This is a genomic window from Photobacterium pectinilyticum (assembly GCF_024357955.1).
In the GTDB taxonomy this organism is placed as follows: domain Bacteria; phylum Pseudomonadota; class Gammaproteobacteria; order Enterobacterales; family Vibrionaceae; genus Photobacterium; species Photobacterium pectinilyticum.
The window spans coordinates 1-26,949 of record NZ_JANEYT010000062.1 but is presented as its reverse complement, the minus strand read 5'-3'; the positions used below and the strand labels follow the sequence as shown (position 1 = coordinate 26,949).

The following is a 26,949-nucleotide window of genomic DNA, read 5'->3' as shown; positions in this document are numbered from 1 at the left end:
GAGCGTACCACTTTCAGCAGTTGGCTTCCTCTTCTACACCTTTCCATGAATGTCGCACTTATTATCTGAAATCGGGCTCTTTTACCCTCTTTTTTTCTAGAGGAGAGTGGCCAATCTCATAGTGCTGTACTCCATTTTTGCCTCGCTGTTTGACCTCGTACATTACGAAGTCAGCCTGTTGAAGTACTTCAGTTACACTCGACGCATTGAGCGGGAATTCACTGCTACCGATACTGGCGGAAATAGAAAAAGTCTTGCCATCCAGCACTACCGGTTGTTGGAAACTGTTGAGTAGCTTTTGGCTGATATTGATTCCATGCTGTACCGCAAGGGGCTCGATAACCGCAAACTCATCGCCGCCCATACGGGCGACGTGGTAATGCTCCCCGCTGAGTGCCGTTAGCCTTTTCGCCACCACTTTCAGCAGTTGATCACCCATGTGGTGTCCTTGGGTATCATTAATCTGCTTGAAACCATCTAAATCAATAAGGTAGAACCGAAATGGCTGCTGAGCATCAACTAACTCGTTAAGATGATTGTTGAGCCACAACCGGCTGTGGATACCGGTTAGGGTATCTCTCATTGCCAGCTTGCGCATGGATGTTGATTCGCGCCATAGCGCCCAGCATAAAATCCCGCCTAGCAGTACGATGGCACATAGCAGGAAATAGATAAGTAGTTTCATTGTTTGAGTCGCTTCTACCCGTTTCAACAGATCACCGCTAGAAAGACGGAATTTGTGGCTGAGGAACACGACAAGGTTTTCGTAGTGTTCTTTTACTTGGGTGATCAATGCTTGTTCAGGATCGCCCGGTTCAAGGTCAATGAGTTGAAGTTCGATGGACTGGATATAAGCAAACTGCTTGCTGATTTGATGGTAGGCCCCATCAAAGTGATAAAGGTGACTGATATGGGTGTTGGTCAGAATGGTTGTGAACCGACTCCACAAAATTTCATATTGTAACATCATATCATTGTGATCACTGTTGCCGGTCGCGTAGCGATGCAGTTGGTGATGAAATTCGGCATATTCCTTGTTGAGCTGAAGCACATACCATGCTGCTTCATTCTGACTGTTGGTAATGGTGTCTGAATTGCGTTTCAAGGCTGCCACCGCAATCAAAATACTGATAATAAGCAGGGGGGTTATGTAAGTGAGTAGGGAGGCGATTTTACGGCTACGACAATTTCCCATAGTACGACTCACTCGTGGGCTTCAATAACAGTCAGTTGCCAAACCATGTTGCCAAGGTGTTTGGTTTCGGCGGCTTCCGGGTGTTCATTGAGTGAGATAATGACCCAATAAGGACCGTAATCGCGCACTTTTAAATATCGACCATCTTTTTTTATTGCCAGCAACGGATTGTATTGTGTGATGTAATCATGGTTGATGACGACGGAATAATCGTTGAGCGCAATGAGCTTTAGTTTGCTGGTCGGTAAATCGAAATGCTTGATAAGGGTGAGCAGGCGCACGCCTTCGAAAGTGGCGCTTTGCTCTAACCAAGGCAGATTGGTTGATAGTGTGGTTTGAGGGAGTTGTTCGAGTTGATCGCGCGTCAGATCTAGTGTCAGCATTTCACCGGATGGATTTTTTCCGGTAATCGCGAGTGGGATAGATTGGCTCCATGCCGAAAAAGTCGTGAAAATAACCAAAGAATTAAGAAGACTAAACATCATAAGCTTTGAACGGGTTTTTAGCATAGATCTCCCTCTATTCATCCTGAATGATACACCCAAGTCAGTGCAAGGCACTTGGATTGGCAACCACCGTGTTATTACCTGCATTTAATTGTAGTTCCTTCTCTTAGAGTTGAGGCAAAGAATTGTTAATAAAATACAATGAACTCAGTGTATTTTTGAATTTAAAGTTTTCATTACAATCATGGTCTTAAAGGTAATGTGTGTGTTTTTTGCTCATCATTAGGTGGTGAGATCAAAATAATTTCTGAAAAAACTTGAGGTAGTCAGGTTATCTCACTAGAATCCCCCTTCCTTTTTCGCTTGTATGACTGCTGGTCTGACAAGCGATGCTTATGGTGAAAACCATGTCTATCAGGGCGGAGCCCCTGTTTTGACAACCGTGTGGTTGTATCAATGTTTCCGGCATTTAAGCGGAAATAATCAATAAACAATCTGTGTTCAACTCTTTAATCCAGGAGTGCAAATTGGAAATTTTCAATTTCGTTCTGGACAACTGGGATGTCATTGTCTCTCGAACTGTAGAGCATCTGTCATTAGTTAGCTTGGCGGTTGGCCTAGCATTGATGACAGGGGTACCTATTGGTATCGCAATTACCCAGAATCAGCGTGTAGCCAATGTGGTGCTATACGTTGCGTCCATTATTATTACGATCCCGTCTATTGCCTTGTTCGGGATTATGATCCCCGTGCTGTCGATTATCGGCCAGGGTATTGGTTATCTGCCTGCAGTGATTGCAGTTTTGCTGTATTCGCAGTTACCCATTATTCGTAATACCTATACCGCAATTAACAACGTTGACCCAGCCTTGCGCGAAGCGGCAAGGGGCATCGGCCTGACTAATATGCAGCGCCTGCGACTAGTGGAGATTCCACTGGCAATCCCGGTGATTATGGCGGGTGTTCGCACAGCCGTCGTGATGAATATCGGTGTTATGGCAATCGCGACATACATTGGTGCTGGTGGTTTGGGGACGTTCATTGCCCGAGGGATCAGCCAGTCTGATCCGCGCCAGCTGATTGTTGGTGCTGTAGCTGTGAGCCTGTTGGCCATTTTTGCCGATACGGTTTTGGCGAAAATTCAGAAGAAATTCACACCGAAAGGTGTCGTCGTTCACGGCTAAAGATATACGAATTTAAGAGGGCGTTTTCATGATTCAACTTGAGAACCTGACAAAAGTTTTTGAAACACCACAGGGTGTGGTGACAGCGGCCGATCATATCAACATGGAAGTACCGACCGGCGAAATTTGTGTCCTTCTGGGCCCGTCTGGCTGTGGTAAAACCACCACGCTGAAGATGATCAACCGTTTGGTAACTCCAACATCTGGCCGTGTCCTGATCAACGGCGAAGATACAACGGGTATCGATACCGTCACGCTGCGCCGTAACATCGGTTATGTTATCCAGCAAATCGGTCTGTTCCCTAACATGACCATTGAAGAAAACATCAGTTTGATCCCTAAATTGATGGGTTGGGATGCCAAGCGTTGTACCCAGCGAGCGAAAGATCTGCTGGATATGGTAGCACTGGATCCCAATGCCTTTATGAAGCGTTACCCGAATGAACTTTCAGGTGGCCAGCAGCAGCGCGTGGGTGTGATCCGTGCGTTGGCGGCCGATGCACCAGTACTTTTGATGGATGAACCTTTTGGTGCAATCGACCCGATTAACCGCGAAGTGATTCAGGAAGAGTTCCTGAAGATGAACAAAGAGCTGAAGAAAACCATCATGTTCGTTTCCCACGACATTGATGAAGCAGTGAAAATGGCTAACAAAGTGGCTATCTTCCGCGATGGTCAGCTTGAGCAGTATTCAAGCCCAGACCAACTTTTGGCTCACCCTGCGACTGACTTTGTCTCTGATTTTGTTGGTACTGATCGCACATTGAAGCGCCTTCAGTTATCGACGGCTGGTGAAGTGATGGAGCGTCAGGTACCAACGGTATCGCCGAGTGATTCGCTGGACGTTGCCCTTCAGCGCATGAATGACTACGGTCACGGCATGATTGTGATGGTGAACAACCAGCAGCAACCCGTCGGTATGATCACCAAGTCGGTGGCGATGAGTCAGCGCGGTTTATGTAGCGATCATTACGATGGCCTACCTATCCTGATGAAACAAGAGCAGGATTTGCGTGCCGTTGTTTCTAAGATGTTTGCCCATGATATTAGCTGGCTGGCTGTCGTTGACGAGCAGGGCCAACTATGTGGCGAGATTTCACAGCGTGGTATTACACACCACCTGGGAGCCAGTTTCCGTAAAAAGGGGTAAGGGATGAAGTCAACTAACTTAAGCCCTTACTTTAATGCACTGTTGCTGGTTACAGTATTCCTGTTAGGGATCTGGGTGCAGTCATCAGGTTTCGTCGAGCAATTTATTTATTACTGGGACGAAATCCTGTATCTGTCGGGCCATCATATCAAGCTGACGTTGATCTCTGGCTCTATCGCGATCCTTGTGGGTGTACCGGTTGGTATTATCCTTAGCCGTCCGTCCTACCGTAAGTCGGCAGACGTGGTGATGCAGATCTTCAATATTGGTACCACGGTACCGACATTGGCTGTGCTGGCTCTATCGATGAGCTTCTTGGGTATTGGTGACAAGCCTGCAGTATTTGCACTGGCTTTTGCCTCGGTGTTGCCTATCTTGCGCAATACCTACACCGGTTTGCTCTCTGTACCAGCGCATTTGAAAGAGGCGGCAACCGGTATCGGCCTAACGCCGATGCAGCAATTGATGAAGGTGGAATTGCCAAACGCGATGTACGTCATTATGGCGGGTATCCGTACTGCATTTGCTATTAACATTGGTACGGTTCCATTGGCTTTCCAGATTGGTGGTACCGGTCTGGGTGAGCTGATCTTCGCCGGTATCGACCTTTATGATACGCCTATGATGTTGGCGGGTGCGATTCCTACCGCGGTATTGGCATTGATCATGGATGTGATATTGGGTTTTGTGACCTTCCTGATAGTGAGCAAGGGTGTAAACCCTAACCGTAACTAATGGCACGGAGTGAAACAAAGATGAAACGTGTAACTTCTTTATTGGCTACCGTGGCAATGGTGTTCTCGGTAATGGTGTGCTCAGCCTCGGCGCAGGCTGCTGGCAAATTGGTGGTTGGTGGTAAGGGCTATACCGAGCAGCTGATCATGTCTTCGATGACGGCGCAATATCTTGCTGGCTTGGGCTATGATGTTGACCAGCGTGACGGTATGGGTTCAACCGTATTGCGTACCGCACAGCTGAACGGCCAGGTTGACCTGTACTGGGAATATACCGGTACAGGTTTGGTGACGTTCAACAAAGTGGTTGAGAAGCTAAGTCCAGAAGACACTTACCTGCGGGTAAAAGCGCTGGATGAAAAAGTGGGCCTGATCTGGCTGGACCCATCACAAGCGAACAATACCTATGCATTGGCAATGCGCAAAGATTTTGCCAAAGAGAAGGGCATTGAGTCGATCAGCGACATGATGGAGTGGCTGCAGTCTGAAGATGGCAAAGACGCGCAGATGGCCAGTAACGTTGAGTTTTCGGCTCGCCAGGACGGCTTGAAATCACTGCTTGAAGCGTATGAGTTTGAGATGCCGCGCCGTAACCTGCGCAAAATGAACTCTGGCCTGGTCTATCAGGCGCTTTCTCAGGAAGTGGTTGATATCACAATGGTGTTCGCCACCGACGGTCGTGTAAAAGCGTTTGATTTCTATGTGCTAAAAGATGACCGCAATCATTTTCCTAACTACGCACTAACGCCAGTTGTCCGTCAGGATGCACTGGCGGCCAACCCGGAATTGGCAGCGCAGCTTAACGTGCTGTCGGCGCTGATGAACGATACCACGATGTCGAGCCTTAATGCCCTGGTCGATGTTGATGGTCTGTCGATTGAGCGTGTCTCTCGCCAGTTTTTGGAGCAAAACGGTCTGCTGTAAGCACTAGTGAAACAGTGACTGAGTGCCCTTAATGATTCAAAGGCCAGCGAAAGCTGGCCTTTTTTAGGTTTTTATCATGACGAAAGAAGTATTACATGTCGGTATTGCCCAGATCGCGCCTGTACTGGGTGATGTTGAGGCTAACTTGGAAAAACACCTGAGCTATATCAAACAGGCTTACGAGCAAGGCATCGAAGTGTTGTTGTTCCCTGAATTGTCGCTAACGGGTTATAGCCTGCGTGAAAAAACACTGGATGTGGCGATGGGTACTGATCACCGGTTGCTTAAAAAGCTCGGCGAGGCTGCAGGTGATATGGTGGTCAGCGCTGGCTTTATCGAAGAAGATCAGGCCGGTGAGTTCTACAATGCCCAGGTAATGGTGAAAAACGGCCAATTGCTGCATGTACATCGTAAACTGAACCTGCCGAATTATGGTGGGTTGGAAGAAGCTAAGTGGTACAGCAAAGGTCAAGCTCTTGAACTTTGTGAGCCAATTGTAGGCTGGCCGATGCATACCCTGATTTGTGCCGATCTATGGAATCCGGCGTTGCCGCACCTCGCGATGCTGGATAAGCCAGCGTTGATGTTGGCCCCGGTAAACTCAGCGGCAGATATTGTCTCTGACGAGTTCTCTAACCCACAGGGCTGGAAAACCAATACCGATTTTATCTCGATGACCTACGGTGTCCCTTTGCTGATGGCAAACAGCTGTGCTTTGGAAGGTAATAGCCGTTTCTGGGGTGGTTCGCGTATTCTTGATGCATTTGGTAACTGCCTGGCTGAAGCGGGAGGTGAGGAAACGTTGATCAGTGCCAAGGTATCAATCAAAGATACCCGCGAGGCGCGATTCCAGTTACCAACAATCCGTGATGCGGACAGCCGTTTGGTACTGGATTTACTGGTGAAGCGAATTGGTCGCTAAAAAGTGTTTATGAGCCGTGCTGCGGATGTGCTTGGGGCAATATAGGTGGGTGAAATTTCAAAACCTACCCGCCATGGATGGCGGGTTGGAGCTACAGGGAAGTATTTATGCGTTTTTGAAATTTTTACTCATATATATTGCCCCAGTATGAGGTGATTACAGCAACGGGCTGAACATATAGAAGAACTGTTCAATCAGCTTGTTGCTAATATGCCGCTCCTCCCACTTGGCTTTATCGACCAAACTTGAATCGTTCATATATTCTTTCTGCAGCCAGTTGAGCTGCTGGGTGAACTCGGCGTTATCCACTGCCAATGTCACTTCGAAGTTCAGCCACAAGCTGCGCATATCCAAGTTAACCGTACCAATTAAGCAATGGGTCTTGTCGATCACCACTGATTTGGTGTGCAGCAAGCCGCCATGGAAGCGGTGAATGCGGACTCCCGCAGCAAGTAGCTCTGAGAATAAGGAGCGGCTGGCCCATTCCACCATGATTGAGTCATTCTTATCGGGGATGATGATATCGACAGTGACTCCGCGGTATGAGGCACCTTTCATTGCGTGCAGTAAGTTTTCGCTCGGAACAAAATACGGCGTGGTGATCACTACACTTTCTTTGGCTTGGTAAATACTTAGCAACAGCGCTTGGTGGATGATCTCATCAGGCATGCCCGGCCCAGATGGGATCACCTGGATCATATCTGATGCTTCTGCCTGACTGGGGAGCGAACATTCGGGAAGTTGGGGTAAGAATCGGTCACCCGTTTCCACTTCCCAGTCCCACGCTTGGATACCGTTCAGTACCGCAACAGACGGCCCGGTTACTCTGACCATGACATCGATCCACTGGCCGACGCCGGCATCTGTTTTGAAATAGGCGGGATCAACCATATTCATCGATCCGGTATAGCCGACCCTTTCATCAATGACCACAATCTTGCGGTGCTGGCGTAAGTCCATCCGGCGTAGGAACATCCTAAATGGCGTAACGGCTAACGCCTCGACAATTTCAATGCCGGAATGGCGCATAAGTTTTGGCCAATGGGAGCGGAAGAACCGCATGCTACCAGCCGCATCTAGCAACACCTTGACCTCAACCCCCCGCTTGGCCGCCATAATCAAAGCGGTAGCTACTTCATCGGCCAGCCCACCTGGATGCCAAATGTAAAACTCCAGATGAATAGAGGTATTGGCTTGGTGGATATCATCGATAAGAGAACGCAGTATTGTTTGTGGAGAGTCTTGTAGTGAAAGGCTATTGCCACTCAACGCTGGGATCCCTAACCGATTTTCGCACAAATCGCTAATAGGGCGGGCATGCTCGCTCATCAGTTCTGGCTGGTGGCCAGGACAGTCATTGAGGCGTTGGAACCAGTCAGCGAAAGGCTCAAACATGATTTTGGCTCGCTGGGCGCGTTTCTTACCTAAATTGAGTTCACCGAACAACAGGTAAGCGATCACCCCGCCTACCGGGATGATATAAATGATCATGAGCCAAGCGAGAGAGACACCGACCACTCTGCGCTTGAAAACAATGCGCATAGTCACGGCTGCGATTATCAACCAATAGAAGAAGACACCTGCCCAAGCGAGAACTTGATAGAACTGTTCCATTCGTATTTTTATAAGTTTGTAGTTTTACTCTATTTTGCATTGAAACTAGAGGAATACCAGCGAAATTTCACGCTAAATATGTACTAAGTTTGATAAGAGGAAATCACTGAATTGTAGGAGGAATGTGAAATTAGCACGCGTGTTTTGTGCGAAATATAAGCGATTTACAAAGAAATGATGTAAAAAAACAGTAAATGATCAAAATTTAGAAGCGCGGGCTTCACATTGTAATCGCAACCTGTTTTACTTGCCATATATAGAGCGTCAATAACAATCCTATAAGTGTGTAGATAAGTTTACACACAAGTTTACACAACATATTTTCGACGCCTATTACTAGCAAACTCTAGCAAACACAACAAAACCTTGGAGAGAACGTGGCTACTAGTAATACAACCACACAACCCCGTGATAATTGGGGGTCAAAATTAGGCTTCGTTATGGCCGCGGCAGGATCCGCAGTAGGTCTTGGTAACATTTGGAAGTTCCCATACACAGCTGGTGAGAGTGGTGGCGGTGCTTTCGTAGCTATTTACCTATTGTTCGTTATCTTTATCGGTTTCAGCGTCATGCTGACTGAATTTGCCGTGGGCCGTAAAACAGGTCTATCCGCAGTAGGTGCATTTAAATCAACGGATCGCCGTTGGTCATTCGTTGGCGTGATCGGTGTGGTCAGTGGCCTACTTATTATGGGCTTCTACCCGGTTGTCGGGGGCTGGGCTATTGCGTATATCTATAAAATCGCGACAGGCTTGCTAAGCACACCAGAAGCCATTGGTGATAGCTTTGGCGGCTTTATCTCGAACCCCATTCAACCTCTGTTATGGATGGGTCTCTACCTGATCTTCAACATCTTGGTTGTTATCAAAGGGATTTCAGGTGGTATCGAGAAAGCCGGTAAGGTGTTGATGCCTCTACTATTCGCTATCCTTATCTTGGTAGCGGTCAAAGGCATGAGCCTTCCTGGTGCGTCAGCGGGTCTTGAGTTCTTGTTCAAACCTGATTTTTCTAAAGTCGATAGTACTGTTGTACTAGCCGCATTGGGTCAGGCTTTCTTCTCTTTGAGCTTAGGTATGGGTTGTATGATCACATACGGTAGCTACCTGAAGAAGAAAGAGAATTTGGTGCAAACCACAGCAATGGTAACGGCAATGGATACCTCTGTTGCAATCCTTGCTGGTGTGGCTATGTTCCCTGCAATGTTTGCCTTCAACATGGAACCTGCAGCAGGTCCGGGTTTGATCTTCGTTGTTGTTCCTCAGCTATTTGCTGAAATGGGCGGCATTGTGGGTCTATTGCTGGCACTGTTGTTCTTTATTGGTCTGAGTGTTGCGGCACTGACGTCTTCGGTATCATTGCTAGAAGTTGTGGTGTCTTACCTGATTGACGAAAAAGGCATGAAGCGCTCAACAGCGGTATTCTCGGCAAGTGCTGTCATGGCTTTCTTGTGTGTATTCGCTTCGCTTTCTCTTGGCGGTGTCGGACCAACACTGTTTGAAACCGGTGCGTTTGATATCTTCGACCTGCTAACCGATAAGATTTTCTTGGCCGTTGGCGGTATGTTGGTGTGTATTTTCGCGGGCTGGCGTCTGAACCGTAGCGAGCTTGAGAAAGAAATCACCAACGACGGTGAGTTCAAGTTCCCATTGTTTGGCCTATGGTACAACCTAGTGAAGTACGTGATCCCATTCGCTATCGCGATTGTTGCGATTGCTGGTGTGAAAGCAGGCTTTGACAGCGGTAAAGGTGAAATCATGGTACTGGGCCTCGCCATTATTGGTATTGGTGCTCTGGTTTCTAAGAAGTTGTAAATAGTGAAGCGGTAACCCCAGTTACCACTAGCAAAGCGGGAGCCATTGGCTCCCGTTTTTTATTGCTTGGAGGCTGTGGAAATGCGGCCGATAAGCGGTATACTTCGCACTCCCAATCTGCTATGAGCTTGTTATGTTCGATATCCTTCATACCCACCCAGACTTTCTTGTGATCAATAAGCACCCTGGGGTGTCAGTACACAAAGATGATGGCGATGTGATGCTAATGCAGGAAGTGGCAAAACAGAGTGGGGACAAGCAGCTGTACCTCATCCATCGCTTGGATAAGATGACATCAGGTTTGCTATTGCTCGGTCGCAACCGTGAAGCTGCCGCTGCGTTATCTGCGTGTTTTGCCAATCGCGATGTTGAGAAGTTCTACTTTGCTATTGGCACCAAGAAGCCAAAGAAAAAACAAGGTGTGGTTATCGGTGATATGACCCGCTCTCGACGCAGCAGCTGGAAACTGGAAAACAGCCGTGAGAACCCTGCTATTACCCAGTTTTTCTCTGCCGCCGCTGGCCAAGGTCGACGATTGTTTTTGTGTAAGCCACATACCGGGAAAACCCACCAGATCCGTGTCGCATTGCGCAGTGTTGGTTCTGGGATCACCGGTGATACCATTTATGGCAATGAATCAGCAGACCGTGGCTATCTTCACGCTTATGCGCTGCGCTTTCCCTATGCCGAGCAGCAATGGCAATTTATCTGCCAGCCAGCGCAGGGCGAGTTATGGAAGTTAACCGACACTCAGCAAGTGTTGGCTGAATGGGTCACACCTTGGGAGCTGGCTTGGCCGCGTTTGCCAGGAAAGAAGTAAGAAGCGCCCGGGAAGAGAGAATGGTGAAGGTGGTTGCCGTTTAACCACAAATTGACAGATTGATGTGGTAAAACAGGGCTTAATGATATTAATTTGTTTATATCCAGTATTTTTCCTTGTTAACCTACGACCAACTGCTGCTATTTTGACCTATCATCAATGACATTACCGTAAGGTTTCACTTATAATACTGGTCTAGGACTTACCTAGACCGAGATTTAATATGCGCCTTACCCGCTCCGTATCGCTTCGCATGCGATTGAAGAAAAAAAAGAACCAATCACGTTTTTGGGGGCTGGCGTCATTTCGTCGACAACGTAAAATCGTCAAAAATCGCACCCGCCACCAACGCCAAGTCCGCCTTCAGGCTGAATATATCCATCTCGCTAGCTGCCGCCAACCAGAACAAGAAAATCTCAAGCTGGTTGCTTGATACTATGTCGTTTTGAGCTGAATGGATTGATTCAGCTCTGCTATAATACCGCCCCTGAATTGACCAACGTAGTAGAACTATGGAACCGAGTGCATTAATAAACCTTGAGCAACACCTAATGGCTGAACTGGCGACACCGCCAAATGAAGTGCGCCGGTTATTCCATGGCCGCGGACGTTGCTGGCCTGGCCTTGAGCAGTTGACTATTGACTGGTTAAGCGGACAAGTCCTTGTTTCGCTGTTTAAAGAGCCGTCTGACGAATTCTTAGTCCAACTGCATCATATGTTTGAGATGCTGGTTGAAACCCCTGTGTGGCAACAGTCCGGAGCAACATCGTTACTGCTCCAGCACCGTGACCGTCAGGGTTCACCGATGGATGTACTGTGGGGTGAGAGCAGCGAATATCAGGACGTGATGGAGAATGGTCTCAAGTTTAAGTTGGATCTTGGTCGCAAGCAGAATAATGGTTTGTTCTTGGATATGCGCTGCGGCCGTGACTGGGTAATGCGCCACGCAGAAGGCAAACGGGTGTTGAACCTGTTCGCTTATACCTGTGGTTTTTCTGTCGCGGCTATTGCCGGTGGGGCAGAGCACGTGGTCAATCTTGATATGGCCAGAGCAGCTTTGAGCCGAGGCCGAGATAACCACCACTTGAATCAGCATGACTTGTCCAAAGTCAGTTTCCTTGGCCATGAGTTGTTCAAATCATGGGGCAAGGTACGCAAGCTTGGGGCCTATGATCTGATCATCATCGACCCGCCATCGTTCCAAAAAGGCAGCTTCGCCTTGACCAAGGATTATCAAAAGATTTTACGTCGCTTGCCTGATTTGCTGACCGAAAACGGTCAGGTACTGGCCTGTGTGAATGACCCGGGTGTGTCATCGTCTTTCTTGATTGAGGGAATGGCTGCGGAAGCGCCTGAGCTTGTTTATCAACACCGCTTGGAAAACCCACCGGAGTTCAAGGATATTGACCCTGAAGGTGGTTTGAAAGTGTTGTTGTTTGAGCGGTCGTAATCTCGTTGATGTAATAGCAAAAACGCCAGCAATGCTGGCGTTTTTTGTATATGACTTCAAATCATCGGAACCCGTTGATTGAAGCTTCAATTCGGCTGTTTAGATGTCGTCTTCACAGCCCTAATGCTAGTTTGCGATTTGGCTACAAACTTCAGCGGTGATCGGTTGGGTCACCATAGGGCGGCCACGCATGTCAATAATCACGATGTTGTAACTTACCCCCTCGCTCACCAGTGGGCTAAGATCTTCGTTATTACAGTAGTTGACGGCTGCACTTTTCGCGGCCTTAGTCGGTGGGGTGTTACCGCCACCACCGTACAAGATGGTTATTTCTACTGTCTTTTCCCGCGCTTGGGCTTTCATGATCTGGTATTGATCAATTTTCTTGTATGGGGCTTTGTTATTGATAGCCATGGCTCGGGCTTTCGCCAAATCCATGATTGCTTGTTCTTCTTTATTTGAAGCACAGCCTGCTAACAAGACAGCGGCTAATAAAACGAGGGTGCGTTTTAGCATAACGTGGGGATCTCAAATTACGGGTTATGGAAGAACTTTCTTGAACGGTTTGACGATAACCTTCTCGTAGACACCGGCTTCGATGTACGGATCGGCATCGGCCCAAGTTTGGGCATCGTCCAAGGAGTTGAATTCGGCAATTACAGTTGAGCCTGTAAAACCGGCTTCACCAGGGTTTTCACTGTCGATAGCAGGCATCGGTCCGGCAACCAGCAAGCGACCTTGCTCTTGGAGATCTTTCAGGCGTGCTAAATGTTTTTCACGTACGCTCATACGGCTTGCAAGGCTGTTTTCGACATCCTGGGAAAAAATAACGTACCACATGTAACTATCTCCTTGTATTTACCGATCTCAATATACGTTGGTGTAACTTAGGGATACGGTAATGTGTGATAAATTTTTCCTATCATAAAGGAAAAAAAAAGCCCTAGCATTATGTTAGGGCTTTTTTGCGGATCTTTGCCAAATTTGACATCATACCTACCTGCTTAAGCATTGATCAGGCGTAATACTGACTGTAGTGGCTTACCCGAGTAGGTATTATTTTTTTTGCACTGGACGTGGTCTACCCTCGGCATCGATGGCGACATAATTGAATGTCGCGTCGCATACCATGAAGCGGTCTTCGATATTATCTTCACGTACCGGCTTAATCCATACCTCAAGGTTAATGTTCATTGAAGTACGGCCGATTTTGGTGCACTCGCCATAGACACATACTACATCGCCCACGCTAACAGGCTTTTTGAAGGTAATGCTAGATACCGATACGGTGACGATACGGCCACTTGATATTTCTTTGGCGAGGATACCACCGGCAAGATCGAGTTGTGACATGATCCAGCCGCCGAAGATATCACCGTTGGCATTTGTGTCGGCTGGCATTGCAAGAGTGCGAAGCAACAATTGCCCGCGAGGAATATTATTTTCTGATGTCATGATGCGACTCTGTATTACTCTGAATCGGGTTCTTTTGGCATATGGTGGTAAATATAGCCGCCAGTGGCAATGGTGAAGATCAAAGTCAGGATTAATAGACCGAATACTTTGAAATTAACCCACACATCCAGCGGTAAACGAAAAGCAATATAGACATTCACGACGGCACATACAACGAAAAATAGTGCCCAAGCGCCATTGATTCGGTTCCAGACTCTATCCGGTAGGCTGAGCTCTTTGCCTAACATGCCTTTTATCAGCGGCTTACCCAACAATTGGCTGATTGCGAGTCCTACGGCAAAAATACCGTACACAATGGTGACTTTCCATTTGATGAAGTTTTCGTCGTGCATGAAAATTGTTAGTCCGCCAAACACAGCAACGATGACAAATGTCACCAGCTGCATCTTTTCTACCTTTTTATACAGCATCCAAGTTACAACGAGTTGAATGGCTGTAGCGATAATCAACGCCCCGGTCCCGACATAGATATCATGGGTTTTATAGAGAATAAAAAATATGATGAGAGGAATAAAATCAATCAGTTGCTTCATATTGGGAGCCATTACCATGGAATTATTTGGCTATCATATATTAATAAGCAAAAAGCTGCAGGTTTTACCCTACAGCGCTTCGTGTTTACTTCAGGTGGAGCCGAGCTAAGTTCTGCGCTTAGCTCCGGGCATACTTGCTCGTTAGCTGCGGTGGCTTGATTCCGGCTCTGGTGTGTCCTGAGGTGCATCATTAATCATATTATCGACAATAACGGCACACGCTGCATCACCAGTAATGTTCAGGGCGGTACGGATCATGTCAAAGATGCGATCAAGGGCAAACAGCAGCGGTAGGCCTTCGATTGGGATCCCTGCGGCGAGCAATACGGCAACCACCAAGAACGACGGTCCCGGTACACCCGCCTGGCCGATAGCACCTAGGGTCGAAGTAATGATGATGGCCATGTAAGCACCCATACCCAGTTCGATATTGAACATCTGGGCAAAGAAGACCGCCACCAAGCCGTAGTAAATAGCATTGCCACTCATGTTGATGGTAGCGCCTAGCGGGAGCACAAACGAGGCGGTAGAGTTTTTCACGCCAAGTTCTTCTTCACACACTTCCATAGTGACCGGCAGGGTCGCCATTGAAGAAGCCGTAGATAACGCGACGGCTTGTGGCTTTTTCATTGCTGATAGGAACTTAAGCGGAGAGGTTTTGCTGAATACCTTGATCATGGCAGGATAGAAGATAAAGCCGTAGATCAGAATCGCAATGACGTAGACCACAAAGAGCTTGAATACCACCATTAAGGCACCAAAGCCAAAGGTACCGACGGCATCAGCCATCAGGCCAAAGACACCCAGAGGCGCGATTTTCATCACTACGTTGATCATCCATACCATGGCATCGACAATGGCATTCACCCCGTTGAGCAGCGGGTCGCGGCGTTCTTTTTCCAGGTTAGAAAGGGCAATACCGAAGAAAAGGCAGAATACTAAAATTTGAAGGATATTTGCTTCATTCAGAGACTGGAAAACGTTGGTTGGGATCATGCCTAGTACGGTAGCCCAGAACGTCGGCATTTCACCCTTATCGGCATAGACATTGGAGAACATGCCTTCCACGCCAGTCATGTCGACGCCGACACCTGGCTGGAATACGGCTCCCATGAACAGAGCTAGCGCCACTGCGACGGCGGAAGTTAGGCCGAAAAAGCCCAACGTTGACAGGCCGACCTTCCCTGCTGAATGGCTACTACCAAGCCCGGCAGCTCCTGAGATAATGGCTACGGCAACCAGTGGGATCACCAGCATTTTGATCAAGTGGATGAAGATGCTCCCCAGCGGGGCAAACATACTTGCAGACTGGCCCATCATCGCACCGACGAGGGTCCCCACACACATGGCAATCACGACTTGTACGCCGATGTTGCCAAACAGTCCTTTTTCTTTTAACACGGTTAGATACCTCAGTTGTGTTCGATATTGCTCACAAATATATTAGGAATTTGTTTTATAATTGTATGAATTATTGGTTTGATATTTTGCGCATGTTTTTTTACACGGAAATATCATCTTGATCAATTGTTCTTTTACTCGATTGATATTTTTAGCTTTCAATCTTGTAATCTGTCGACACCAAGTGTTAACAAGTTGGTTACTGTATTGGGAGAGGGGAAAGAGATCTTTGATCTCGATTAATATTACCAAACAGATTCATAATCAGCTTGGTATTAGGTCTCAGTGTCATAGAAAAAGCCGTCCACAAAGTGACTTTGGGACGGCTTTTGTCGTGGGAATGGCGAGCTAAAGGTTGTTAGTGTTTACGTGTAGCTGCTTTCATGTTGCTGATAAAGCTGTGCATTGCGCTTAGCATCGCATCATGATCATCAAGATTGTTCTCAATCACTTTAACAACGGCTGAGCCAGAAATTGCACCTGCTGCGCCAGACTCAATTGCGTCGGCAACTTGCTGTGGTTCGGAAATCCCAAAACCAAGCAGGGCTGGTGGTGCATTGTGTGCCTTGAGGCTATCAAGCAGATGGTTGATTGGCGCGCCCGCTTTGGTTTCTGTCCCCGTTACGCCCGCACGTGATAATAGGTAGGTGTAACCCCCACCGAACTCAGACACGGTTTTCAGCGTAGCTTCATCGGCATTCGGGGGCGCGATGAAGATAGGGTGGATACCATACTTGGTTGCCGCAAGGCGGAACTCTTCCGATTCTTTCACCGGTACATCGGCAACCAATACCGAGTCAACGCCGGCTTCGGCACATTTTTGGTAGAAGTTTTCGATGCCGTTGGCAAACACCAAGTTAGCGTACATCAGCAGGCCGATTGGCATTTCTGGGTATTTGGCTCGGATTTGGCTCAGCAGATCAAAGCAGACCGTTGGAGTGGTGCCAGATTCAAGGGCACGGATAGTTGCGCCTTGAATCGTTGGGCCATCAGCCAGAGGATCGGAGAATGGGATCCCCAGTTCAAGGGCATCAGCGCCTGCTTCGACTAAGGTCTCGATAACTTTCAATGATTGTTCCGGATTCGGATCACCGATAGTGACAAAAGGAACAAATGCGCCTTCGCGTTTCGCCGCCAGGCGTTCAAATTGGGCTTGGTAACGATCCATTACAGCACTCCTTTTGCGTCTAAAATATCGTGTACAGTGAAAATATCTTTATCGCCACGGCCTGACAGGTTAACGACCAGTAGCTGTTCTTTCTCTGGATCTTCTTTAATCATCTTCAAGGCATGGGCCAGTGCGTGAGCGGACTCAAGTGCTGGGATGATCCCTTCGCTGCGAGCCAGCTCTTGGAAAGCATCAAGTGCCTCGTCATCGGTAACCGCTTCGTAAGTCGCGCGGCCAATGGCATTGAGGTGGGCGTGCTGTGGGCCAACCGATGGGAAGTCCAGACCTGCTGATACCGAGTAAGACTCTTCAACCTGGCCATGTTCGTCTTGCATCAAAGGGGCTTTCATACCAAAGAAAATACCCAGTTTACCGTGCTTCAGTGGTGCGCCGTGCATGTCGGTATCTAGCCCTTTACCAGCCGGTTCGACGCCGATCAGGCCTACATTTTCCTCTTGGATGAAATCAGAGAACATACCGATAGCGTTAGAGCCACCGCCGACACAGGCGATAACCGCATCAGGCAGTCGGCCTTCTTTCTCAAGGATCTGTGCTTTAGTTTCTTCGCCGATGATGTGCTGGAATTCGCGTACAATAGTCGGGAATGGGTGAGGGCCGGCAGCGGTCCCCAGCAGGTAGTGCGCCTTGTCATACGTCGCGGTCCAGTCACGCATCGCTTCGTTACATGCATCTTTCAAGGTTGCCGAACCAGAGTGTACAGGGATCACTTTTGCGCCCATTAACTTCATACGGAACACGTTTGGGCTTTGGCGTTCAACGTCTTTGGCGCCCATATAGACGCGACACTTTAGACCTAATAATGCACAGGCTAGGGCGGTTGCTACACCGTGCTGACCAGCACCGGTTTCGGCAATGATCTCGTCTTTGCCCATGCGCTTAGCCAGCAGTGCTTGACCAAGTACCTGGTTAGTTTTGTGCGCACCGCCGTGCAGCAAATCTTCACGCTTTAGGTACAGCTTCGTCTTAGTGCCCTTGGTGAGGTTCTGGCATAACGTCAGAGCAGTAGGGCGACCTGCGTAATCTTTTAGTAGGTCGATAAACTCTTTTTGGAACTCAGGATCTTGCTGGGCTTCGGTAAAAGCGGCTTCTAGTTGGTCCAATGCAGGGACGAGGATCTGTGGTACGTATTGACCACCGAACTCGCCGAAGTAGGCACTTATCTTACTCATGGTTTATTTTCCTTAATACTTTCTGATAGCCGCGAAAGCCGCTTTCAATTTCGTTGGGTCTTTTTTGCCGGGCTCGCTTTCTACCCCGGAGTTCAAATCGAGTCCTTGGCAACCAAGGTTTGCCGCTTCACAGACATTGTCTGGATTAAGCCCTCCGGCGAGCATGGTGATTTGTTTTTGCTCATCGGGGATCAGGCTCCAGTCAAAGGCAATGCCTGTTCCGCCAGACTGGCTTCCAACCTTGCTGTCGAGCAAGTGGCGGTCGACCTGCCATTCCGTCAATACCGGTGCATTATCGGTTACACCGTGTGCTTTCCAGATTTCACACTCAGCGGGCAGTTGGCCCTTCAAAGCCGTAACATAATCATGATCTTCATCGCCATGGAGCTGAACAGCTGATAGCGAGAGCGCTTTTGCTGCCTTGGTCACCGCTTGTGGATCGGCGTTACGGAAAACACCAACATATTTCAGTGGTGCGCCACTCATCACCATACGGGCTTGCTCGATATCAACCTGGCGTGGTGAACCGGAGACAAAAATCAGGCCACCGTAGACGGCTCCGCTTTGGTAAGCGGCTGCCGCATCGTCAGCTTGGGTCAGGCCGCAGACCTTGTTCTCGCCAAGCAGGACGCGACGAACTGCCATCTCGATGTTGTCTTCTGCCATCAGCGAACTGCCGATCAAAAAGCCGTTGGCGTAAGCTGACAGCTCACGTACCTGCTGGTGGTTGTAGATCCCCGATTCGGAAATCACAATGGTTTCTTCCGGTAGGCGAGGGGCCAGCTCTTTGGTGCGGTTCAGGTCGATGCTGAGGTCACGCAGGTTGCGGTTGTTGATCCCCACGACCTTGGCCTTGAGGGCAATGGCACGTTCCAGCTCTTCTTCGTTGCTGACTTCGGTTAGGATCCCTAGGCTAAGCTGCTCGGCAACCGCGGCCAACTCACGGTACTCATCGTCGTTCAATACCGACAGCATCAGCAAAATGGCATCGGCATTGTAGTGGCGCGCCAAGTAGACCTGATAAGTATCAATCATGAAGTCTTTGCACAGCACAGGTTGGCGAACTTGGTTTCGTACCACTGGTAGGAAATCAAAGTTACCCTGAAAATATTTTTCGTCGGTCAGTACAGAGATAGCACTGGCATGGCCGTTGTACACCTTGGCAATCATGCCGAGGTCGAAATCTTGGCGGATTAAACCTTTGGACGGTGACGCTTTTTTACATTCCAGAATAAATGCCGCCTGATCACCCGAGAGGGCGTCGTAGAAGCTGCGATCGCTTGGCTTCAGGCTATCTTTGAACGTCTCGAGCGGTTGCTCGGCTTTACGTGCATCAACCCAGATACGTTTGTCAGCGACAATTTTTGCTAGAACCGTTTCCATGTTTAACCTCGTGCTGCTAGTTGGCCGACAAGCTCAAAGGCTTTGCCAGACTTCATGACATTGATTGCTTTCTCGGTATTGGCTTTGAGATCTTCATGGCCGAATAGGCGAAGCAGAAGAGCGACGTTGACCGCAACTGCTCCCATTTGGGCATCAGTCCCTTTACCAGTCAGGATATGGGTAATAATGGCACGGTTTTCGTCAGGCTCTCCACCCTTGATTGCCTCAAGCGGGTGGCTTTCCAGGCCGAAATCAGCCGGCGTTAAGGTATATTCGGTGATCTCACCATTGATGATTTCAGCGACCGTGGTCTCGCCATGGATAGCGACTTCATCCAAGCCGCTGCCGTGAACAACGGCGGCGCGTTTCATGCCCATGGCGGCCATGGTTTCGGCAATCGGACGCACCAGTGAAGCATCGTATACACCCATCAGCTCGATGTTAGGGCGAGCAGGGTTAATTAATGGACCTAGTACGTTGAAAATTGTGCGGGTTTTCAGGGTCTGGCGAACTGGCATCGCATGGCGAACACCACCATGGTACTCAGGGGCAAACAAGAAACACACGCCCAGATCGTCAAGGGCTTCACGGGCTGTTTCTGGTTTCATGGCGAGATTAATGCCGAACTTATCAAGTAGATCTGAAGATCCCGACTTGCTCGATACGCCGCGGTTGCCGTGCTTGGCTACCTTTACGCCACACGCTGCTGCAACAAAAGCCGCCGTGGTTGAGATATTGATGGTGTTGGCTCCGTCACCGCCAGTCCCGACGATATCGGCAAAGTCGTATTGAGGGCTTGGGAACGGGTTGGCGTTGGCCAGTAATGCCTTGGCTGCTCCGGCGATTTCTGCCGGCGTTTCGCCTTTGATTTTCAGTGCCGTCAATACTGCAGACAACAGTACAGGCTCGACTTCACCCTTGATGATGGCATCAAACAGGGTTTGGCTTTCTTCTTGGGTCAATGCTTGCTGGTCATAAAGCTTGTTGGCAATGGTGTAGATGGTCGCATCCATAAATAAAATCCTTGTTGTCTATACCGGCTGATTATTGGTTCGGCTCATTATTGTCGGTCGGTGACGATGTGACCCATTCCAGCGTATTGGTCAGTAGCTGGGCTCCTTGGGTGGTGAGGATTGACTCAGGGTGGAACTGGTAGCCACACACCCGATCCTCATCGTTGGTCACTGCCATGACCAAGCCGTTGACATCGGCAATGATATTCAGGCTCTCTGGTACCGTTTCGGCAACCAGTGAGTGATAGCGGGCAATTGACAATGGGCTTGGCAGTTCGCCGAAGACGTCGTGGCCGGTGTGGCTCATCATGGCTGACTTGCCATGGACGATTTCGCCTGCACCCGAAACCTTACCGCCATAAGCTTCAACAATGGCCTGATGGCCAAGACAAATGCCGATCATCGGCACTTTGCCGCGAACCTGCTTGATCAGCTCTGGCATACAGCCTGCATCAGCTGGTGCGCCCGGGCCCGGTGACAGCACCAGTACCGGATTGCTCTTTTCTGCCAACGCCTGCTCCATTTGTTCGACCGTCAGGCTGTTGCGGTAAATGGTTACTTCACAACCTAGCGAGCGGAATTGATCAACCAGGTTGTAGGTAAAGGAGTCAAAGTTATCAAGCAGTACAATATGGGGTTGGGACATCAGTGGCTCCTTAGCGCGATTTGCTTGCATTGGTGGTACTGGCATTGTGCTCATTGGCAATCGGCGCACGGTGTGCCTTGCGAATCGCGGCGATCACCGCCTGCGCTTTCCCACGGGTCTCATCAGCTTCAGCTTGTGGTATGGAGTCATAAACCACGCCAGCACCCGCCTGAACACTGGCTTCGCCATCTTCGACATAGGCCGAGCGGATCACAATACAGGTATCCATATCACCATGGCCGGTCAGGTAACCGACAGCACCACCATAAGTACCTCGGCGGCGTTGTTCGACTTCACGAATAAGCTGCATGGCACGGATTTTCGGTGCGCCAGTCAGGGTACCCATGTTCATACAGGCTTGGTAAGCGTGCAGGGCGTCCAGATCGCCGCGTAGCTGGCCGACAACGCGTGAGACCAAATGCATTACATGGCTGTAGCGGTCTACCGCGAGTAAATCGGCGACATAGCGGCTACCCGGCTCGCTGATACGGGCAACATCGTTACGGGCCAAGTCAACCAGCATCATGTGCTCGGCGTTCTCTTTCATGTCGCAGCGCAGTTCAAGCTCAATACGGCCATCAAGGTCGAGGTTGATAGAGCCATCAGCATTCTTACCGCGGTGCCGTGTACCGGCAATCGGGTAGATCTCAATTTGGTTACTCTCGGTACAGTATTTGAGTGCACTTTCCGGAGAGGCGCCAAAAACAGTGAAATCAGCGTCTTGCAGGTAGAACATGTATGGGCTTGGGTTGCCGACCTTCAGTTCTTTGTAGGCATTGAGCGGTGACGGACATGGCAGAGTAAACTGACGAGAAGGTACCACCTGGAACACATCACCTTTAATAACATGTTCTTTCAGATCAACGACCTGCTGGCAAAAATCTTCATCGCTTACACTGGCGACCGGCTCGCATTCATCCAGTAGCACGGCAGCAGGGAGCGGCATTGGCTCCAGACAGGCTTCTTTGATGTGCTGTAGGCGACGGCTCAGCTCGAAATAGCTCGAGGTGTACTCATCTCCCCCGAACAGGGTTGCCTGAAGCTTGCCTTTGCGACGCTGGTGGTCGATGACCAGCAGGGTTTCTGCAATGTAGAACAGGTAATCCGGGCAGCGGTTATCTTGCTTGACGCTAGGTAACGGCTCAAAGCCGTCAACCACGTCATAGGCAAACAGGCCACCTAGGAATAAGGCTTCGCGAGGATGACCGGTAATGTTAAAGGCATGCTGGATCATTCGCAGCGCGTCAAATGATGATGTTTGGCGCAAGCGACTGTCTTCATCCAAGGTGCGCTCTGCCGACGGGAAGGTCAGTGTTAGTTCGCGGCCTTGGCGTGCTGCATTGATATCGGTCGGCATCTTGCCTTCCAATGTTTGCAGTACATTTAGGCCGTTATCGGTCAGGGCCTCAAGGGTGACCACCTTGCCGCGGCAGACAATCCGCACTGCCGCATCAATGAGCATTAAACTCTTCAGGTCTTGTTTGGAGTCGATCTCAGCCGACTCTAGCAATAGGTTATGTGGGCGGTCGCCACAGACGGAGTAATATAGCTCCGTCGGATCCGCAACATAGGGTACATCGAGGCTGAGTAGTTCCAGCTCGCCGACACCTAGTGGGGTAGTATTCACAGCGTTCTCCCTGCCGCTTCTACAAACGGTTTTAACTCTTGCATCAACTGTTCAAACATTGGACCGGTCAGTGCCTGGTGGCCGTCCGACAAGGCTTCACACGGGTTAAGGTGTGATTCGACGATAATACCATCAGCACCAACAGCTGCAGCGGCACGTGATAGTGGGATCACCAGTTCACGGACGCCGGTACCGTGGCTAGGGTCAACAACGACCGGTAGGTGGGTACGTTGCTTAAGGTAAGCCACTGCGTTCAAATCCAATGTGTTACGTGTTGCTGTCTCGTAGGTACGGATTCCACGCTCACACAGGATAATATTCGGGTTGCCTGCATCGTAGATATATTCCGCCGCGAGTAACAGCTCCTCGATAGTGGCTGAAAGTCCGCGTTTGAGCAAGACCGGTTTGTTGCTTTCACCGACTGCTTTTAGCAGGGCGTAGTTCTGCATATTGCGTGCGCCAATCTGAAGACAGTCAATATATTCACACATCGAATCCATCTGGCTGACTTCCATCACTTCCGATACGGTCGGGATACCCAGCTGTTCATTGGCCTGTTTCAGCAGTTTCAAACCCTCAACGCCCATGCCCTGAAAATCATATGGGCTGGTACGTGGTTTGTAGGCGCCGCCCCGAAGGGCTACGGCACCGTGTTTCTTCACCATTTCGGCTACACTCAGAAGCTGCTCTTCCGATTCCACAGAGCAAGGACCAGCGATAACGGCAAACTTGTCACCGCCAACAGCGGCATTGCCAAAGCGTACCACGGTGTCGTGGGCTTGCACTTCACGGCTCACCATTTTGTATTTGGTCAGGATAGGTTTGACGTTTTCTACACACGGGTAAGCGTCAAGGTGAAGTTGCTGAAGAACACGCTCATCGCCTAGCGCACCGAGGACAATACGCTCAACACCCGGCATGTAGAGTGGCTTTAGACCGGCTTCTTCGATGCGGGCAAGGATTTCTTTGGCTTGTTGTTCAGTTGCATTTGGCTTGAGTACGATGATCATATTCTTTTCCTTTTCAGGGCGCTGGTTGATGGTGGCGCTCTGGTAAAATTCTTTTTTGGCTGAATTCGGCTACAAAAAAACCCGCGTCAAGGCGGGTTTGTGTTATCTGTTTAAGGCACAGCTAATCACACCACCCGCGTTGGGAAGTGCCACCACCAAATTGAGAAAGCGCGGAGCTGATGATGAATTTGCTGTACCATGTAAATATCCTTTCAGTGTAATACTGGGTAACTGCGTACTAGTAGACTAGTTCGCAAATGTAAAGTCAAGAAGATAATTTATGTTGTTTGATTTACACAGCCATACCACCGCATCAGACGGACGGCTGTCACCGGAAGAACTTGTTTCGCGTGCGGTAGAGCGCCGCGTCGATGTCTTGGCCATTACCGACCATGATACAGTGGCAGGTCTCGCCGCTGCCGAGCAGGCAATAGAGGCTAAAAAACTGCCTCTAACTCTCATCAAAGGCATTGAAATATCGACACTTTGGCAAAATTTTGATATTCACATTGTCGGTTTGAATATTGACCCTGAACACCCTGTCATGGTTCGCTTGATAGAAGAGCAGTTTCAGCGCCGGGCAGAGCGTGCTGTCATGATGGGGGAGCGCCTAGAGAAAAACCGGATGCCGGGGGCACTGGAAGGGGCCAAGGCGATTGCCAATGGTGCAACCTTAACCCGGTCCCATTTTGCCCAGTGGATTGTCGAGCAAGGTTACGCCAAAACGATGCAGGCTGTGTTTAAAAAATTCCTAACCCGCAATAACCCTGGTTATGTGCCGCCGAATTGGTGCTCGATGGCTGAGGCCGTAGAGGCTATCCATCAAGCTGGCGGACAGGCGGTGCTGGCCCATCCGGGCCGTTACAACATGACTGCGAAATGGCAAAAACGCATGCTAAGCGCGTTTGTTGAAGCTAAAGGGGATGCCATGGAAGTATCTCAGCCTCAACAGTCACCTCAGGAGCGACGCCTGCTCGGGGATTACTCAATGGATTATAAGTTACTCGCTTCACAAGGCTCTGATTTTCATTATGCCTCGCCATGGACCGAACTTGGTCGCAACCTGTGGTTGCCCAAGGGGGTAACGGAAGTCTGGCAGGACTGGAGCGTTGAGAAGAAACGCATAGATGAGGAAGTGCGCGATTAGGCTGCATTTCCTATGGAGGAAGAATGAGTCAGTTTTTTTATGTTCACCCTGAAACGCCGCAAGTACGCCTGATCAACCAGGCCGTGGCAATCATCCGTAATGGTGGGGTGATCGTTTACCCTACCGATTCTGGTTATGCCCTTGGTTGCCAGTTGGAGAATAAATCGGCATTGGAGCGGATCTGTCAGATCCGCCGTTTGAACGATAAGCACAATTTTACCCTGCTATGCCGTGATCTTTCTGAGTTATCTTTGTATGCCCGCGTTGATAATGCAGCATTTCGCTTGTTACGTAACAACACGCCGGGCGCCTACACCTTCATTTTCAAGGGCACCAAGGAAGTACCGCGCCGTTTAATGAATCCGAAGCGAAAAACCATTGGTATTCGTGTGCCCGATAATGCAATTGCATTGGCCTTGCTTGATGCGCTGGGTGAACCGATGATGTCGACATCATTGATCTTACCGGGTAACGAAACCACCGAAGCTGATCCAGAAGATATCCGCGACAAGCTAGAGCATGCGGTGGATTTGATTATCAATGGCGGATACCTCGGTGAGCAACCGACTACGGTGATTGACTTCAGTAATGATGGCATGGAAGTAGCCCGGGTTGGCGCCGGTGATCCATCGCCATTTGAGTGATCTTCCTGTTCATCTGTTGGTATGCATCTGATTGTTTAGTGGGTGAGGTATGATAGGAAATACCGCATGTTTACGGTGTTTTCTGTGGTATCTCAGCTAAGCTTTTGGCATAATCCGCCATCGCTTTAAGATGGCTTAAAGCATGATGATATTTCGACGCCTGTGAAGGCGACAAAGGTTTGTCTAATGAGTGAAAAATTACAGAAGGTACTGGCGCGTTCTGGCCAGGGTTCTCGCCGAGAAATCGAATTAATGATCCAGAACGGTCGAGTTAGTATCGACGGTAAGGTAGCCAAACTCGGCGACCGACTGGATGATCTGTCAGTCAGTGTTCGCATTGATGGCCACAACATCCAACTGGTGTCATCTTCAGAAGAAGTGTGCCGTGTGATGGCTTACAACAAGCCGGAAGGTGAGTTGTGTACTCGTCATGACCCAGAAGGTCGCCGTACGGTATTTGATCGTTTGCCGCGTCTTGACGGTGGTCGCTGGGTATCAGTAGGTCGTCTTGATGCCAATACGGCAGGTTTGTTGCTGTTCACAACTGACGGTGAATTGGCTAACCGCCTAATGCACCCAAGCCGTAGTGTTGAGCGTGAATACATGGTACGTGTATTTGGCGAAGTAACAGAAGATATGGTTCGCAACCTGGTTAAGGGTGTGAAACTTGAAGATGGTATGGCACGTTTTGAAGACGTGGTTTACGCTGGCGGTGAAGGTATGAACCATACTTTCTACGTGGTGATCACTGAAGGTCGTAACCGTGAGGTTCGTCGTTTGTGGGACTCGCAAGGCGTGACAGTAAGTCGCTTGAAGCGTGTTCGCTACGGTGACATCTTCCTGACCAAAGATCTTCCGCGCGGTGGCTGGATGGAGCTTGAGCTTAACGAGGTGAACTACCTTCGCGAGAAAGTAGAGCTACCACCTGAAACAGAAACCATGCTGACGGTTGAAGGCCAGAAGCGCAAGCGTGGCGTTCGCCAAATCCGTCGTGCAGTGCGTCGTCATGAAGAACGTTTGAACGATGATAGCGGCCGCGGTCGCCGAGGTGGACGTCAAGACCAGCGTCGCTCAACGAACCGTAACCAAGGTGAAGAGAGCGGCAACGAATCGCGCCGTAAGCCGTCAGGCAATGTATCTAACCGCCGTGGTGAAGATAACAGCGAGTCACGCCGTAAGCCGTCAGGCAATACAGCGAACCGCCGTAACCAGGGTGAAGAGAACAGCAACGGTTCTCGCCGCAAACCGTCAGGTAATGCAGCGAATCGTCGTAATCCACTGAAAAATAAGCCGGCCAAGCCTCGTTCACGTAAGTAAATAGTCGCGTTCAGGCAAGTGAGCCCAGCAAAAACAGTCGATAAATTAAAAAAGCAGCCTATGGCTGCTTCAGATTGCTGACGAACCCCACTTTTTAAGTGGGGTTCTTTTTTAGAGAGCGGCCGTAGGCCGCGATCGCGATT

General features: G+C 49.4%; 27 protein-coding genes and 1 other annotated feature. Of the genes, 12 read left to right on the top strand and 15 right to left on the bottom strand.

The genetic code is table 11. The annotated features are described in order from the left end of the window. Window positions 1-61 precede the first annotated feature (61 nt). Together NHN17_RS19735 and NHN17_RS19730 are read right to left on the bottom strand one after the other, a co-directional pair. Complete coding sequence (locus NHN17_RS19735) at window positions 62-1,195, bottom strand: GGDEF domain-containing protein (RefSeq protein ID WP_255044344.1); 1,134 nt, start codon at window positions 1,193-1,195, stop codon at window positions 62-64. An 8-nt stretch (window positions 1,196-1,203) separates the two neighbouring features. After that, window positions 1,204-1,704, bottom strand: a complete 501-nt coding sequence (locus NHN17_RS19730; RefSeq protein ID WP_255044343.1) for a putative pterin-binding protein — start codon at window positions 1,702-1,704, stop codon at window positions 1,204-1,206. A gap of 464 nt (window positions 1,705-2,168) precedes the next feature. On the opposite strand from NHN17_RS19730, the gene NHN17_RS19725 reads away from it, so the two are divergent. The 5 genes from NHN17_RS19725 (at window position 2,169) to NHN17_RS19705 (ending at window position 6,555) form a co-directional block, all read left to right on the top strand. Further along, window positions 2,169-2,825, top strand: a complete 657-nt coding sequence (locus NHN17_RS19725) for an ABC transporter permease (RefSeq protein WP_255044342.1) — start codon at window positions 2,169-2,171, stop codon at window positions 2,823-2,825. Between the two features lie 28 nt (window positions 2,826-2,853). After that, the gene (locus NHN17_RS19720) at window positions 2,854-3,975 is read left to right on the top strand and encodes an ABC transporter ATP-binding protein (protein WP_255044341.1); all 1,122 of its coding nucleotides are present in this window, start codon (window positions 2,854-2,856) and stop codon (window positions 3,973-3,975) included. Between the two features lie 3 nt (window positions 3,976-3,978). Next, window positions 3,979-4,710 (top strand): ABC transporter permease, encoded by a 732-nt coding sequence (locus tag NHN17_RS19715; RefSeq protein WP_255044340.1) that lies wholly within the window; start codon window positions 3,979-3,981, stop codon window positions 4,708-4,710. A 20-nt stretch (window positions 4,711-4,730) separates the two neighbouring features. Then, on the top strand, window positions 4,731-5,633 hold the full coding sequence (locus NHN17_RS19710) for a glycine betaine ABC transporter substrate-binding protein (protein ID WP_255044339.1): 903 nt from the start codon (window positions 4,731-4,733) through the stop codon (window positions 5,631-5,633). Window positions 5,634-5,709: 76 nt separating this feature from the next. Next, window positions 5,710-6,555 carry a nitrilase-related carbon-nitrogen hydrolase gene (locus NHN17_RS19705; RefSeq protein ID WP_255044338.1) on the top strand — a complete coding sequence of 282 codons (846 nt, stop codon included), beginning with the start codon at window positions 5,710-5,712 and terminating at the stop codon, window positions 6,553-6,555. Window positions 6,556-6,711: 156 nt separating this feature from the next. Here NHN17_RS19705 and cls read toward each other — a convergent pair whose 3' ends face one another. Then, window positions 6,712-8,169 (bottom strand): cardiolipin synthase, encoded by a 1,458-nt coding sequence (gene cls, locus NHN17_RS19700; protein WP_255044337.1) that lies wholly within the window; start codon window positions 8,167-8,169, stop codon window positions 6,712-6,714. A gap of 377 nt (window positions 8,170-8,546) precedes the next feature. On the opposite strand from cls, the gene NHN17_RS19695 reads away from it, so the two are divergent. The 4 genes from NHN17_RS19695 to NHN17_RS19680 all read left to right on the top strand — a co-directional run bounded on the left by NHN17_RS19695 (window position 8,547) and on the right by NHN17_RS19680 (window position 12,251). Further along, entirely contained in the window at window positions 8,547-9,980 is a 1,434-nt protein-coding gene (locus NHN17_RS19695) for a sodium-dependent transporter (RefSeq protein WP_255044336.1), read from the top strand. A gap of 133 nt (window positions 9,981-10,113) precedes the next feature. Then, window positions 10,114-10,800: a TIGR01621 family pseudouridine synthase gene (locus NHN17_RS19690; protein ID WP_255044335.1), complete on the top strand. Its 687-nt coding sequence runs from the start codon at window positions 10,114-10,116 to the stop codon at window positions 10,798-10,800. A 223-nt stretch (window positions 10,801-11,023) separates the two neighbouring features. Further along, window positions 11,024-11,233: a hypothetical protein gene (locus NHN17_RS19685; RefSeq protein ID WP_255044334.1), complete on the top strand. Its 210-nt coding sequence runs from the start codon at window positions 11,024-11,026 to the stop codon at window positions 11,231-11,233. 79 nt (window positions 11,234-11,312) lie between these two features. Continuing rightward, entirely contained in the window at window positions 11,313-12,251 is a 939-nt protein-coding gene (locus tag NHN17_RS19680) for a class I SAM-dependent methyltransferase (protein WP_255044333.1), read from the top strand. Window positions 12,252-12,377: 126 nt separating this feature from the next. Here the strand turns inward: NHN17_RS19680 and gspS2 are convergent, their stop codons facing one another. The 12 genes from gspS2 to NHN17_RS19620 all read right to left on the bottom strand — a co-directional run bounded on the left by gspS2 (window position 12,378) and on the right by NHN17_RS19620 (window position 23,698). Next, window positions 12,378-12,767: a type II secretion system pilot lipoprotein GspS-beta gene (gene gspS2, locus NHN17_RS19675; protein ID WP_255044332.1), complete on the bottom strand. Its 390-nt coding sequence runs from the start codon at window positions 12,765-12,767 to the stop codon at window positions 12,378-12,380. Between the two features lie 24 nt (window positions 12,768-12,791). After that, the gene (locus NHN17_RS19670) at window positions 12,792-13,091 is read right to left on the bottom strand and encodes a YciI family protein (protein WP_255044331.1); all 300 of its coding nucleotides are present in this window, start codon (window positions 13,089-13,091) and stop codon (window positions 12,792-12,794) included. A 216-nt stretch (window positions 13,092-13,307) separates the two neighbouring features. Then, window positions 13,308-13,706 (bottom strand): acyl-CoA thioester hydrolase YciA, encoded by a 399-nt coding sequence (gene yciA / locus NHN17_RS19665; RefSeq protein WP_255044330.1) that lies wholly within the window; start codon window positions 13,704-13,706, stop codon window positions 13,308-13,310. 14 nt (window positions 13,707-13,720) lie between these two features. After that, window positions 13,721-14,260 (bottom strand): septation protein A, encoded by a 540-nt coding sequence (locus NHN17_RS19660; protein WP_255044329.1) that lies wholly within the window; start codon window positions 14,258-14,260, stop codon window positions 13,721-13,723. 141 nt (window positions 14,261-14,401) lie between these two features. Continuing rightward, the gene (locus NHN17_RS19655) at window positions 14,402-15,676 is read right to left on the bottom strand and encodes a dicarboxylate/amino acid:cation symporter (protein WP_255044345.1); all 1,275 of its coding nucleotides are present in this window, start codon (window positions 15,674-15,676) and stop codon (window positions 14,402-14,404) included. Window positions 15,677-16,019: 343 nt separating this feature from the next. After that, window positions 16,020-16,829 (bottom strand): tryptophan synthase subunit alpha, encoded by an 810-nt coding sequence (trpA, locus tag NHN17_RS19650; protein ID WP_255044328.1) that lies wholly within the window; start codon window positions 16,827-16,829, stop codon window positions 16,020-16,022. Further along, window positions 16,829-18,019 carry a tryptophan synthase subunit beta gene (trpB, locus tag NHN17_RS19645; protein WP_255044327.1) on the bottom strand — a complete coding sequence of 397 codons (1,191 nt, stop codon included), beginning with the start codon at window positions 18,017-18,019 and terminating at the stop codon, window positions 16,829-16,831. Before trpB ends, trpA begins: the two co-directional genes overlap by 1 nt. 12 nt (window positions 18,020-18,031) lie before the next feature. Further along, window positions 18,032-19,402 carry a bifunctional indole-3-glycerol-phosphate synthase TrpC/phosphoribosylanthranilate isomerase TrpF gene (trpCF, locus tag NHN17_RS19640; protein ID WP_255044326.1) on the bottom strand — a complete coding sequence of 457 codons (1,371 nt, stop codon included), beginning with the start codon at window positions 19,400-19,402 and terminating at the stop codon, window positions 18,032-18,034. Between the two features lie 2 nt (window positions 19,403-19,404). Next, on the bottom strand, window positions 19,405-20,415 hold the full coding sequence (trpD, locus tag NHN17_RS19635) for an anthranilate phosphoribosyltransferase (protein ID WP_255044325.1): 1,011 nt from the start codon (window positions 20,413-20,415) through the stop codon (window positions 19,405-19,407). Between the two features lie 31 nt (window positions 20,416-20,446). Then, window positions 20,447-21,061 carry an aminodeoxychorismate/anthranilate synthase component II gene (locus NHN17_RS19630; protein WP_255044324.1) on the bottom strand — a complete coding sequence of 205 codons (615 nt, stop codon included), beginning with the start codon at window positions 21,059-21,061 and terminating at the stop codon, window positions 20,447-20,449. A 10-nt stretch (window positions 21,062-21,071) separates the two neighbouring features. Then, the gene (locus NHN17_RS19625) at window positions 21,072-22,688 is read right to left on the bottom strand and encodes an anthranilate synthase component 1 (RefSeq protein ID WP_255044323.1); all 1,617 of its coding nucleotides are present in this window, start codon (window positions 22,686-22,688) and stop codon (window positions 21,072-21,074) included. After that, window positions 22,685-23,698 carry a bifunctional 3-deoxy-7-phosphoheptulonate synthase/chorismate mutase gene (locus NHN17_RS19620; protein ID WP_255044322.1) on the bottom strand — a complete coding sequence of 338 codons (1,014 nt, stop codon included), beginning with the start codon at window positions 23,696-23,698 and terminating at the stop codon, window positions 22,685-22,687. The genes NHN17_RS19625 and NHN17_RS19620 overlap by 4 nt, the downstream gene beginning before the upstream one ends. Before the next feature lie 71 nt (window positions 23,699-23,769). Continuing rightward, window positions 23,770-23,862 (bottom strand) — a sequence feature (Trp leader region). Between the two features lie 116 nt (window positions 23,863-23,978). Between NHN17_RS19620 and rnm the strand changes: the two genes are divergently transcribed. The 3 genes from rnm (at window position 23,979) to rluB (ending at window position 26,806) form a co-directional block, all read left to right on the top strand. After that, window positions 23,979-24,845 carry an RNase RNM gene (gene rnm / locus NHN17_RS19615; RefSeq protein WP_255044321.1) on the top strand — a complete coding sequence of 289 codons (867 nt, stop codon included), beginning with the start codon at window positions 23,979-23,981 and terminating at the stop codon, window positions 24,843-24,845. A gap of 23 nt (window positions 24,846-24,868) precedes the next feature. Then, window positions 24,869-25,489, top strand: coding sequence for an L-threonylcarbamoyladenylate synthase (locus tag NHN17_RS19610; protein ID WP_255044320.1), 621 nt, complete (start codon window positions 24,869-24,871; stop codon window positions 25,487-25,489). 186 nt (window positions 25,490-25,675) lie between these two features. Continuing rightward, complete coding sequence (rluB, locus tag NHN17_RS19605) at window positions 25,676-26,806, top strand: 23S rRNA pseudouridine(2605) synthase RluB (RefSeq protein ID WP_255044319.1); 1,131 nt, start codon at window positions 25,676-25,678, stop codon at window positions 26,804-26,806. Window positions 26,807-26,949 lie beyond the last annotated feature (143 nt).